Genomic DNA, 11,131 nt, shown 5'->3' with positions numbered 1-11,131 from the left:
TCAGGGGGTTTGTTGGGTCACTTCATTACCGCGTATGACTTCCACCCGGGCTTGGCGTGGTGCAGCGCCGCCACCGAAGGTGAGTGGTTTGGGAGGGCTGACGAGGGCTAGCTGATTGAATTGCACGAGTTCGCGATTGGCATTGGCGAGGTTGGCCGGTGAACTGTTTGCGCCCGCCCAATACTGCGCCAGGCGTTTCTCTTCGGCGCTGCGCACGGCGAGGCGCAACACGCCGGCCTGGGCCGCGAGCATCAGGCGACTGAGCAACGGTTCGGGGACGGCGAGCAACACTGAACGGGCACTGGCGCGCAATTGCTCCTGCTTGAATTGTTCTTCCGTGCTGCGCGACGGATTGGCGGGTCGACCATCGTTGGTCAGCCCCAGTTGTTCGCCGACACCGAGCACGCGCAAGGCAGGGACCACGACCTGGGCCGACTGCTGGGGGTTGTTGGCGTCCGCGCGCAAAAACAGCATCACATCGACGTAGTCGCCCGGGCTGAGTTGCCCCCCCGCATTGATCACTTCATCAACCGCGACGGCGAGCGCGCGCTCATCGGGGTGGATCATTCGCGCCAGCGCGCTGCCGGCTTCGAAGCTTTCAGCATTGAGCCAAGTGCCCGCCGTCAGAGCGCGCCACGGCGTGCGGCCAATCGCTTGATCCAGTCGGGTCAAGCTGCCGACCGGGGCGGTGCGCAGTTTTTCCAGGGTCACATCGGCGGCAGTGATCTGAACGAAGGGCGCGACGTCGTGCAGCAGGACGACAACCGGTTGGCGGGTGGGATCGTCTGCGGGCTCCGGTGCGGGCGCGGTTGGCGCGACAGTGACAACGCCAGGTTGCATGACGGGTTCGGGAGCGGGTTGTCGGCTCAGTGTAAGTCCCCAGTAACCGGCGATCAGGGCACCGACCAAAAACAATCCGGCCAGGCCCATGGTGATTCGGCTGTTCATGACGGCTTCCCCTTCCCTGGTGCTTGATGACCCGTGCGGTGTGACGAGAAATTTTTTGCAGTCAGGCAGCTGAAAAATTGAACTATTTCGCTATTTGACGGTAGCGCAGGTAGAGCAAAACGCCATTAGTGCCCCCAAAAAAACGAACAAAAGGAAAGGGTTGACGCGCCCGGTGCTGTTTTCCGACGTCGACGGCCTGCGCTTACTACTAAAGTGTTAATGCGTTCTTACAGTTGTGGGGCCGGAGAATGGCGACAATGCTGGTGCTGGCACAGGGGAATCATGTTGCGACGGTGCAACACCCGCTGCTCTCAGGAGAAATCGTTATGTCCTTCACGAACATTGTTCAGAAGATCAAGTCCGAAGCTGCCTTCTACTTCAACCTGGCGAAAGACACCGAAGGGGCTTCGGGTATCGAATACGCCATTATCGCGGGCATGGCCGCCGTGGCACTGGCGGCTTTCATGACGCCAATTTCGGGTGCGATTACGCTGATTTTTACCGGGATCAAAAACGTGCTGGTGCCGGCGACCCCATGATCGTTACAGCTTGCCAGCGTGCCTGCCTGAGTGGTACTGACGTCAGCGCTTGGTCCATTGCAGGAGTTACCCATGAACGCTCACGCGCTGCCACGTCAACAGCTGCTGCTGGTCGATGATGAAGAGGACGCGTTGCTGGAATTGGCGGAATTGCTGGAGGGGGAGGGCTTCAATTGTTTCACCGCAACGTCGGTCAAGATCGCCCTGCAGCATTTGACCCGCCATCCTGATATCGCCTTGGTGATCACTGATCTGCGCATGCCGGAGGAAAGCGGCATGTCGCTGATCAGGCGCTTGCGCGAACATACCTCACGTCAACATTTGCCGGTGATCGTAACGTCCGGGCATGCGGACATGGAGGATGTCAGCGATATGCTGCGCCTGCAGGTGCTCGACCTGTTTCGCAAGCCGATTTACCACGTGCGGTTGCTGGAAACGCTGAATAATCTGTTTCCGCAGCCCGAGATGCAACGCCTCGTCCCTTGAGAGGGCGCCGAAAAAACAAAGCTGTATAGACGCAATTGAGCATGGCCTGAGGGTTGAAATTCGTTCCCACGCGAGCGTGGGAACGACCGGCTCAAGCGATGGGCCGCCAATGCCCCGTCATGTGTTCAAGATCCCCCGCACCCACCAGCTGAAAATCGCCGCTGGAGCCTGCCGCGCTGGCCAGCAATGTCACTTCGCTGGGCAACCGCACCGGTTTCTTGAACTGCACCTCGATCTCGACATTGGCGGTGGGCAGATGCTCGCTCAACGCGGCCAATGTGCGTGCCTTGTTCCACAATCCATGGGCGATGGCTGTCGGGAAGCCAAACAGTTTGGCGCTGGCGGCACTCAGGTGAATCGGGTTGTAGTCACCTGACACCTTGGCGTACTGGCGACCGATATCCGCCGGCGCTTTCCAGCGCGTCACTTCCATCATGTCCAGTGTCGAGGCCAGGACCTCTTCGACGGGTTCGCCCTCGAGTTTCACGCCCCGGCACAACATTCGGCTTTCAGCCTCCCACAGCGTTCCCAACTGATCGTCGAGCGAGGTCACCAGGTCGAACGTTGCGCCCTTGGCGTGCGGTTGCAGGTTCTGCACCTGAACGCTGGCCCGAACACGATGCACGCCGCCCATGGGCCGTAAAATCCGAATGCGGTTGCTCAGGTGGATCAGCCCCAGCAACGGGAACGGAAATTCCTTGGCCGTGAGCAATTGCATCTGCAGCGCAAACGCCAGGATGTGCGGGTAGGTCGGCGGTAGCAAACCGTTGTCGGCAAACCCGCAGACCTTGCGATACGCCGCCAAACGGTTGGGATCGACCTCGACCCAGCAGCGCAACCCGGAGTCGGGCAACGTGGTGCCGGTGATTTTGCGTCGCATCGCCGCCCGCACATACAGTGCAGGCAGGCTCGGTTCGCGGTTGAGCGTGTGCCAGTCAATGATCATGTCTACGCCCCCAGAACACTTTGTCCACAGACTCTCAACGCCTGTCCGGTGAAGGCGCCAGTGCCCGGTTGCGCCAGCCAGGCCACCGCTTCGGCAACGTCCTGTGGCAGGCCGCCCTGGCCAAGCGAACTCATGCGTCGCCCGGCCTCGCGGATGCCGAACGGCAGGTGTGCGGTCATTTGCGTTTCGATGAATCCGGGCGCCACGGCGTTGATGCTGATGCCGCGTTCACTCATCAGCGGTGCCCAGGCTTGAGCCAGACCGATAAGACCGGCCTTGCTTGCCGCGTAGTTGGTTTGCCCGCGATTGCCGGCGATGCCGCTGATCGAGGCCAGCAAAATCACCCGACCGTTGTCATGCAACGCGCCGCTGTCGAGCAACGCCTTGGTCAGCACTTGCGGCGCGTTGAGGTTGACCGCGAGCACCGCATCCCAGAATTCCGGGGTCATGTTGGCCAGAGTTTTATCGCGGGTGATGCCGGCGTTGTGGACCACCACGTCGATACCGTCAGGCAGCTGTTCGATTAATTGCGCGGCGGCGTCTTCGGCGCAAATGTCCAGAGTGATGCTTCGCCCGCCAAGGCGTGCAGCGAGCGCATCCAGATCGGCTTTGGCCGGTGGTACGTCAAGCAGGATCACCTCGGCGCCGTCACGGGCCAGGGTCTCGGCGATGGACGCACCAATGCCCCGCGCGGCACCGGTGACCAGCGCCTTGCGCCCAGCCAGTGGGCGAGTCCAGTCCGTGACTTGCGTATCGCAGGCCTTCAACCGGATGACCTGGCCGGACACGAATGCGCTTTTGGGCGAGAGGAAAAACCGCAGAGGCCCCTCCAGCTGATCCTCGGCCCCTTCGCCGACATAGATCAGCTGCAAGGTGCCGCCACTGCGCAATTCCTTGGCCAGCGAGCGGCTGAAACCTTCCAGAGCGCGCTGTGCGCTGGCGGCGAACGGGTCGCTCAAGGTCTCTGGCGCACGCCCCAGAATTACCAGGTGCGCGCTGTTATCGAGGTTTTTCATCAGCGGTTGAAAGAATTCGCGCAGCCGTTTCAGCTGATCGGTGTGCAGCACATCACTGGCATCGAACACCACTGCCTTGATTTTCGGACCGTGGCCGGGAATCCACGCGGTGGCCAGGGAAGGCTCGGCACCGTAGGCATAGATCGCGTCGGTCAGGCGATTGGCGAAGGCGCTGACGTTGTCGGCCAACGGGCCGCCGCCGATCAACAGCGCTCCTTCGACAGGCCGCAGCCGGCCTGCTTGCCAGCGTTCCAGGCGTACCGGAGACGGCAGTCCCAAGGCCCCGACCAGACGATGGCCGATGGACGAATTGGCGAAGTCGATATAACGGTCAGACATGGAACGCACTCCGGCAGCTGGGGTTCAAAGTGTGGACCACGAATGGCAATCAGTCGTTCGATCCACGAGATAAGGCCTACGCTTGAACTCAGCAGATTAGTTCGTCGCAGGACTTTCAGGCGACCGCAGACCTGAATTGGAATGCAACCCTGTGGGAGCGAGCCGGCTCGCTCCCACAAGGGATCGGTTCCCAAATTGAATTTTTCAAGGAGCTTTTCATGACTCAGCTGCGCCGCGTCGCGATTATCGGTGGTAACCGTATTCCTTTCGCACGTTCAAACGGGCCGTACGCCACTGCTAGCAATCAGGCGATGCTCACCGCAGCGCTCGAAGGCCTGATCGAGCGCTACAACCTGCATGGCCTGCGCCTCGGCGAAGTGGTGGCGGGAGCCGTCCTCAAACTGTCGCGAGACATGAACCTGACCCGCGAGTGCGTGCTCGGCTCGCGGTTGTCCCCCAGCACGCCGGCCTATGACATTCAGCAGGCTTGCGGCACTGGGCTTGAAGCGGCGTTGCTGGTGGCGAACAAGATTGCCCTGGGCCAGATCGATTGCGGGATTGCCGGTGGCGTCGATACCACCTCGGATGCACCGATCAGCGTCAGTGAAGGTTTGCGCCGGGTGTTGCTTGAAGCCAACCGGGCCAAGACCACGGGCGACAAACTGAAAACCTTTCTGCAATTGCGTCCCCGGGATTTGATCCCTGAGTTCCCGCGCAACGGCGAACCGCGCACCGGTTTGTCCATGGGCCAGCACTGCGAATTGATGGCGCAGACCTGGAACATCCCCCGCGAAGAACAGGATCAACTGGCGCTGGAGAGCCATCGCAATCTGGCCGCGTCCTACACCGAAGGCTGGCACAACGATTTGATGACGCCGTTCCTCGGCCTGACCCGCGACAACAATCTGCGCCCGGACCTGACCCTGGAAAAACTCGCTGCGCTGAAACCGGCCTTCGAGAAAAGCGCCAAGGGCACGCTGACGGCGGGCAACTCCACGCCACTCACCGACGGTGCATCGCTGGTGCTGCTGGGCAGTGAGCAATGGGCGAAGGAACGTGGCTTGCCGATCCTCGCTTACTTGCGCGATGGTGAGACGGCGGCGGTGGATTTCGTCAATGGCGCCGAAGGGCTGTTGATGGCGCCGGTGTACGCGGTGCCGCGTTTACTGGCGCGCAACGGCCTGACCTTGCAGGACTTCGACTACTACGAAATCCACGAAGCCTTCGCCGCGCAGGTGCTCTGCACATTGAAGGCCTGGGAAGATCCAGAGTTTTGCAAAACCCGCCTCGGCCTCGATGCGCCGTTGGGGTCCATCGACCGCAGTCGACTCAACGTCAAAGGCAGTTCGCTGGCGGCGGGGCATCCATTTGCCGCAACAGGCGGGCGCATTGTCGCCAACCTGGCGAAGTTGTTGGATGCGGCGGGCAAGGGCCGAGGCCTGATCTCGATTTGCGCCGCCGGTGGTCAGGGTGTGACGGCGATTATCGAGCGCTGACCAGTTGCGCGGTCTGCTGCGCGATGCGTTCACGGTTGAGGTTGGCGTAACGCTCGGCCATCACCGAGCAGACGATCAACTGCAACGGGTGATAGATCATGATCGGCAGCAGAATCAAACCCAGGCCCGGGTTGGCACCGAAGATCAGCGCCGCCATCGGTGCACCGGCAGCCAGGGATTTCTTGCTGGCGCAAAACACCGCCGCGATCTCGTCTGCCGGGCTGAATTTCAGCGCGCGAGCGGTGCGGGTGGTCATCCACAGGATGATCGCCAGCAGGATCGCACTGCCGATCAGCGCCGTCAGAATCACTGTGTTGCCCTGGTTTTGCCACATCCCCGAGACCATCGAGTTGCAGAACGCCGCATACACCAGCAGCAGGATCACCAGTTTGTCGGCGACGTTGGTGTAGCGCTTGTGTCGCGCGAAAAACTTGCCGAACAGCGGCCGCACCAATTGGCCCAGTACCAGCGGCAACAGCAACATGGCGCAGAGGTCGAGCAGGGTTGAGCCCAGATCGATGCCGCCGGCCCCGCTGCCGACCACGAAGCTGACCAGCAGTGGCGTCAGGAAAATCCCCAGCACGCTGGACAGGCTGGCGTTGAGAATCGCCGCCGGTACGTTGCCGCCCGCGCTGCCGGTCAGGGCCACGGAAGAGGAAATGGTCGAGGGCAGGGCGCAGAGGTAGAGGAAGCCCAGCATCAGCAGCGATGGAAGGTGCGAGCCCAGCAGTTTGTCGCTCAGCAGCCAGATCAGTGGAAACACCGCGAAGGTGAAGCACTGCACCATCACATGCAGCTTCCAGTTCTTCAGGCCATGACGGATCTGCTCGCTGGACAAGTTGACGCCGTGAAGGAAGAACACCAGAAACACACCGATGTTGATCACATATTCGGCGTGCATACCGCCGCCCGTGGCGCCAAAGGTCGGGAAGAAATACGCCAGCAGCGTGGCGATCAGCATGCCGCACAAGAACCAGTCGGTGACCACGCGTTTGAGGTGTTTGAAGGCATGCATAACAGGCACCGAATACATTTGTAAGAAATGGTGACTTAGCCTACCGTTGGCCATGACTGCCGTCTTGCGACATAAGGCCAATCAATGCCGACTAACGGACAACTTTCCCTCGAACGGACCATTCCGACGCTGACCGCGCTGCCGCGTCCGCTGTTTGCGCGGGCGGAAAGCCTGAACGCCGGTTCCTGGACGCCGCCTCATCGCCATGACTGGGTGCAGTTTTCCTACGCCATCAGTGGCGTTCTCGGCGTGCACACCGCGGAGGGCAGTTTCTTTGCGCCGCCGCAGTGGGGCATCTGGATTCCGGCGGACCTGGAACACCAGGTGGTGACCTCGATGCGTGCCGAGATGCGCAGCCTCTACGTGCGCCGCGAAGATTGTGAGTGGGCAGACGGGCGTTGCCGGGTGCTGGAAGTCACGCCACTGGCGCGGGAGCTGATCAAGAGTTTTTGTTTGCTGCCGGTGGAATATCCGCAGGGCGACACTCAGGCCGCGCGGCTGGTGAATGTGCTGCTGGATCAGTTGGCGAGTTTGCCGGAAGTCGGATTTTCTCTGCCATTGCCTAGGCACCCGCGATTGCTGGGCTTGTGCAATGAACTCATCGAAAGCCCGGAGCGCAACGTGACATTGCAGGAATGGGCAGAACGCCTCGGCACTTCGGAAAAGACGCTGATGCGCTTGTTTCAGCGTGAGACCGGGTTGAGTTTTCGCGGGTGGCGCCAGCGGATGCGGCTGCTGTCGTCATTGAGTTTGCTGGAGGAGGGTGACAGCGTGACGAATGCGGCGCTGTCTTGCGGGTATGACTCAACGTCGGCGTTTATTGCGGCGTTCAAAAGCTTGTTCGGGTTTACCCCGGGGGAATTGTTCAAGCAGTGACGGCCTCATCGCGAGCAGGCTCACTCCCACATTGGATCTCAGTGAACACAAGATTTGTGCCTGACATCAATTCTCTGTAGGAGTGAGCCTGCTCGCGATTGGCCGCGAAGCGGCCACCGGGATTGGATCAAGTCCGGAAGCGACGAACCAGAACATCCAGTTCATTCGACAACCCGGCCAGGCTCTGGGAATCCAGCCGCGCCGAGTTGGCCAGTTCCGCCACCAGCTGCGCATCGCCATGAATCTGGCTGATGTGCCGGTTGATGTCTTCCGCCACCTGATGCTGTTCTTCCGCCGCCGTGGCGATCTGGGTGTTCATGTCGCGAATCACATCCACCGACTCACGAATCAGCCCGAAACTGCTGCGTGCCTCGCCAATGCGGCTCACCGATTGCTGAGAGACCTCAAGGCTCGCATGCATCTGCTGAGTCACCTGGCTGGTGCGTTTGGCCAGGTTGCCCAGCAGCCCGTCGATTTCCGCCGTGGAATCGGCCGTGCGCTTGGCCAGGGCGCGAACTTCATCCGCCACCACCGCAAAACCGCGACCTTGTTCACCGGCCCGTGCCGCTTCGATGGCCGCGTTCAGTGCCAGGAGGTTGGTCTGTTCGGCAATCGAGCGAATGGTCCCCAGGATCGACTGAATATCGTTGCTGTCGCGCTCAAGTTGTTGCATCGACTGCGCCGACTGTTCGATTTCCTGGCTCAGGCGATCAACGCTGGTCACGGCCGCATCGATTTGCTGTTGACCTTCACGAGCCTGACGCTGACCGCTGTCTGCCGACTCGGCAGCCTGGCTGCAAGAACGCGCGACTTCGTTGGCCGTGGCGACCATTTCGTGGAACGCCGTGGACACCATGTCCACCGCTTCACGCTGGCGCCCGGCGGCTTCGGCCATGTCACTGGATACCTGGGTCGAGCTTTTGGAGGTGGCGAGAATCTTGTTCGCTGCGCCACCGATGCTCTGGATCAGGTTACGAATCGCGGTCAAGAATTGGTTGAACCAGTTGGCCAGTTGCGCGGTTTCGTCGCTGCCACGGATTTCCAGGTTCTTGGTCAGGTCGCCTTCACCTTGGGCGATGCCTTCCAGGCCACTGGCCACGCTGCGGATCGGCCGCACGATGAGGCTGGCGAAACTGGCGCCGACGATGGCAAAGAATACCGCCAGCACGGCAGCAATGATCGCGATCAGCCAGGTCAGTTGCGTGGCCGAGCTCATCACGTCGTTCTGTTTAATCAGACCGATAAAGGTCCAGCCCAGTTGCTCCGACGGCCAGACGTTGGCCATGTAGCGCTCGCCGTTCAGCTCGACTTCCACCAGGCCTTTACCGGCCTTGGCCAGTTGCGCATAGCCTTCGCCGAGGCTGCTGAGGGCTTTGAAGTTGTGTTCCGGCTGCTTTGGATCGACCAGTACGGTGCCGGTGTTTTCCAGCAGCATCAGATAACCGGTTTCACCGAGTTTGATCTGTTTGACGATCTCGGTGAGCTGCTTGAGCGTCACGTCGATACTGACTACGCCGCCGTTGGTGCCCAACTTGTTGTCGATGGTACGCACGGTGCTGACGTAGGTTGCGTCGTCCTGGGCCCAATAATAAGCCTCGGTGCGAAACGGTTTGCCCGGCTTGGCCTGGGCAGCCTTGTACCAGGGGCGTTGGCGCGGATCGTAATTGCTCAGCTTGGCATCGTCCGGCCAGGACACATAACCGCCCGCCGCCGTGCCGAGGATGGCGTAGGCATAGGATGGATGGCTGTTGCCCAGGTCCTGCAGGAGGCCGAAGACTTTTTTGTCCATCTCGCCCTGGGGAATGCTCTCGGCGTTGGCGCCCATGTAGGTCTTGAGGCTGTCGTCGGAGTTCTTGATCAGAGGTTGATTGGCCAGGTAGTTGACGTTCTGGCTGATGCCGTCGAAGAACAGTTGCATTGCGTTGCTGACCTGACGAATTTCGCGACCGCTGCCGTCGACGAAATTCTCCTTGGCGTCACTGCGCAAGTTCAGCACGACGAGGGTGGCGACCAGCACCACCGGCAAGCAGGCGATGATTGCAAACGCCCAGGTCAACTTCTGTTTGATGTTCATCCGCGCTCCAGATTTTTCTTGTAGGCCCACGCAGTACAGAAGACTCGCGGATTTTTGGCAGCCGTAAACGTTTTTGGTCCCCGATCCTGGAGCGCGCCATCGTTTTTGTTGTCGGAACGATTGTCGGACAAATCACTTTGTCACTGAGGACTTCGGCTGATTGCGGGGGAAATTGAGGCTTAAAAAGAAAAATCCTACGAAGGGTATGAACTAAGGTGTCAGCTTCTGTCGCAAATGCCCTCACAACCCTCTGCCAACAAGTGTTGCCGGCTCAGCTATGATCTTTTGCGGCCGATAATGACCGAAGGAGAGGGACCGAATAATCCGGCACATTGTGTGCATCACGACGTTCATAGGTCGGCAACCCCTCCCCCGAACGAGTGGATTGCCGTATAACGAATGACTTTCGCGTGTTTGGTAATAAAGGACCCACAATAAAAGCTGATGAAGACTCCAAAACGCATTGAACCCCTGATCGAGGACGGTCTGGTCGACGAGGTGCTGCGCCCACTCATGAGTGGTAAAGAAGCAGCTGTTTATGTGGTGCGCTGCGGTAACGAGCTACGTTGCGCGAAGGTCTACAAGGAGGCGAATAAACGCAGTTTCCGCCAGGCGGCCGAATATCAGGAAGGCCGCAAGGTGCGCAACAGCCGTCAGGCTCGGGCGATGGCCAAGGGCTCCAAGTTCGGCAAGAAAGAAACCGAAGACGCCTGGCAGAACGCCGAAGTGGCGGCATTGTTCCGTCTGGCTGGCGCCGGTGTCCGGGTGCCTCAGCCGTACGACTTCCTTGAAGGCGTGCTGCTGATGGAACTGGTGGCCGACGAGTACGGCGATGCAGCGCCGCGTCTGAACGACGTGGTGCTGGAGCCGGATCAGGCGCGCGAATATCACGCGTTCCTGATTTCGCAGATCGTGCTGATGCTGTGTACCGGTCTGGTGCACGGTGACCTGTCGGAGTTCAACGTGCTGTTGACCCCGACCGGCCCCGTGATCATCGACTTGCCGCAAGCGGTCGACGCGGCGGGCAATAACCACGCGTTCAGCATGCTGGAGCGGGACGTGGGCAACATGGCGTCCTACTTCGGCCGGTTTGCGCCGGAGTTGAAAAAGACCAAGTACGCCAAGGAAATGTGGGCATTGTTCGAAGCCGGCACCTTGCACCCGGCCAGCGTGTTGACCGGCGAGTTCGACGAACCGGAAGAGCTGGCTGACGTGGGCGGGATCATGCGCGAGATCGAGGCGGCACGCCTGGATGAAGAGCGTAAACAAGCGGTGCGCGCGGCAGATGATGCGCCACCGGGCAGGACCGAAGAACCGCCTCCACCGTGGATGCAGTGATCGGTTAACGAAAAACCCGGCTTCGGCCGGGTTTTTTGTCGAAACATTGAACATCACC

At 60.4% G+C, this 11,131-nt stretch carries 10 protein-coding genes and 1 pseudogene; 5 read left to right on the top strand and 6 right to left on the bottom strand.

Annotation, left to right across the window (positions count from 1 at the left end; all coding sequences use genetic code 11):
- On the bottom strand, window positions 1-948 hold the full coding sequence (gene cpaB / locus BLQ41_RS01475; protein WP_090175969.1) for a Flp pilus assembly protein CpaB: 948 nt from the start codon (window positions 946-948) through the stop codon (window positions 1-3).
- 326 nt (window positions 949-1,274) lie between these two features.
- Between cpaB and BLQ41_RS01470 the strand changes: the two genes are divergently transcribed.
- Both BLQ41_RS01470 and BLQ41_RS01465 read left to right on the top strand, forming a co-directional pair.
- Window positions 1,275-1,487: a Flp family type IVb pilin gene (locus BLQ41_RS01470; RefSeq protein WP_090175965.1), complete on the top strand. Its 213-nt coding sequence runs from the start codon at window positions 1,275-1,277 to the stop codon at window positions 1,485-1,487.
- A gap of 72 nt (window positions 1,488-1,559) precedes the next feature.
- A complete protein-coding gene (locus BLQ41_RS01465; RefSeq protein ID WP_090175962.1) occupies window positions 1,560-1,973 on the top strand; it encodes a response regulator in 414 nt (137 codons plus the stop codon).
- A 91-nt stretch (window positions 1,974-2,064) separates the two neighbouring features.
- On the opposite strand, the gene BLQ41_RS01460 is transcribed toward BLQ41_RS01465, so the two are convergent.
- Together BLQ41_RS01460 and BLQ41_RS01455 are read right to left on the bottom strand one after the other, a co-directional pair.
- The gene (locus BLQ41_RS01460; protein ID WP_090175959.1) at window positions 2,065-2,919 is read right to left on the bottom strand and encodes a MaoC family dehydratase; all 855 of its coding nucleotides are present in this window, start codon (window positions 2,917-2,919) and stop codon (window positions 2,065-2,067) included.
- A gap of 2 nt (window positions 2,920-2,921) precedes the next feature.
- Entirely contained in the window at window positions 2,922-4,274 is a 1,353-nt protein-coding gene (locus BLQ41_RS01455) for a 3-oxoacyl-ACP reductase (RefSeq protein ID WP_090175957.1), read from the bottom strand.
- 218 nt (window positions 4,275-4,492) lie between these two features.
- On the opposite strand from BLQ41_RS01455, the gene BLQ41_RS01450 reads away from it, so the two are divergent.
- On the top strand, window positions 4,493-5,770 hold the full coding sequence (locus BLQ41_RS01450) for an acetyl-CoA C-acetyltransferase (RefSeq protein WP_090175950.1): 1,278 nt from the start codon (window positions 4,493-4,495) through the stop codon (window positions 5,768-5,770).
- Here BLQ41_RS01450 and BLQ41_RS01445 read toward each other — a convergent pair.
- The gene (locus tag BLQ41_RS01445; protein WP_090175949.1) at window positions 5,757-6,785 is read right to left on the bottom strand and encodes a bile acid:sodium symporter family protein; all 1,029 of its coding nucleotides are present in this window, start codon (window positions 6,783-6,785) and stop codon (window positions 5,757-5,759) included. The two genes, BLQ41_RS01450 and BLQ41_RS01445, sit on opposite strands and share 14 nt — an antisense overlap.
- Before the next feature lie 84 nt (window positions 6,786-6,869).
- Between BLQ41_RS01445 and BLQ41_RS01440 the strand changes: the two genes are divergently transcribed.
- Complete coding sequence (locus BLQ41_RS01440) at window positions 6,870-7,661, top strand: AraC family transcriptional regulator (protein WP_090175943.1); 792 nt, start codon at window positions 6,870-6,872, stop codon at window positions 7,659-7,661.
- Window positions 7,662-7,788: 127 nt separating this feature from the next.
- Here the strand turns inward: BLQ41_RS01440 and BLQ41_RS31275 are convergent, their stop codons facing one another.
- Window positions 7,789-8,517, bottom strand: a complete 729-nt coding sequence (locus tag BLQ41_RS31275; RefSeq protein ID WP_405046104.1) for a methyl-accepting chemotaxis protein — start codon at window positions 8,515-8,517, stop codon at window positions 7,789-7,791.
- A 129-nt stretch (window positions 8,518-8,646) separates the two neighbouring features.
- Window positions 8,647-9,735: pseudogene (locus tag BLQ41_RS31270) on the bottom strand (cache domain-containing protein); the annotation flags it as partial.
- A gap of 444 nt (window positions 9,736-10,179) precedes the next feature.
- On the opposite strand from BLQ41_RS31270, the gene BLQ41_RS01430 reads away from it, so the two are divergent.
- Window positions 10,180-11,073, top strand: a complete 894-nt coding sequence (locus BLQ41_RS01430) for a PA4780 family RIO1-like protein kinase (protein ID WP_090175938.1) — start codon at window positions 10,180-10,182, stop codon at window positions 11,071-11,073.
- Window positions 11,074-11,131 lie beyond the last annotated feature (58 nt).

Origin of the sequence: Pseudomonas arsenicoxydans (assembly GCF_900103875.1) — a bacterium.
GTDB classification, from domain to species: Bacteria; Pseudomonadota; Gammaproteobacteria; order Pseudomonadales; family Pseudomonadaceae; genus Aquipseudomonas; species Aquipseudomonas arsenicoxydans.
Note: the sequence above shows the minus strand (reverse complement) of the source record. Positions and strands in the feature narration are given on the sequence as shown.

Bases quoted from the DNA above. Each gene is read 5' to 3' on its own strand.
- BLQ41_RS01430 (WP_090175938.1), top strand. From the start codon at position 10,180: ATGAAGACTCCAAAACGCATTGAACCCCTGATCGAGGACGGTCTGGTC.
- BLQ41_RS01455 (WP_090175957.1), bottom strand. From the start codon at position 4,274: ATGTCTGACCGTTATATCGACTTCGCCAATTCGTCCATCGGCCATCGT.
- cpaB (WP_090175969.1), bottom strand. From the start codon at position 948: ATGAACAGCCGAATCACCATGGGCCTGGCCGGATTGTTTTTGGTCGGT.
- BLQ41_RS01465 (WP_090175962.1), top strand. From the start codon at position 1,560: ATGAACGCTCACGCGCTGCCACGTCAACAGCTGCTGCTGGTCGATGAT.
- BLQ41_RS01470 (WP_090175965.1), top strand. From the start codon at position 1,275: ATGTCCTTCACGAACATTGTTCAGAAGATCAAGTCCGAAGCTGCCTTC.
- BLQ41_RS31275 (WP_405046104.1), bottom strand. From the start codon at position 8,517: ATGGTGTCCACGGCGTTCCACGAAATGGTCGCCACGGCCAACGAAGTC.
- BLQ41_RS01450 (WP_090175950.1), top strand. From the start codon at position 4,493: ATGACTCAGCTGCGCCGCGTCGCGATTATCGGTGGTAACCGTATTCCT.
- BLQ41_RS01440 (WP_090175943.1), top strand. From the start codon at position 6,870: ATGCCGACTAACGGACAACTTTCCCTCGAACGGACCATTCCGACGCTG.
- BLQ41_RS01445 (WP_090175949.1), bottom strand. From the start codon at position 6,785: ATGCATGCCTTCAAACACCTCAAACGCGTGGTCACCGACTGGTTCTTG.
- BLQ41_RS01460 (WP_090175959.1), bottom strand. From the start codon at position 2,919: ATGATCATTGACTGGCACACGCTCAACCGCGAACCGAGCCTGCCTGCA.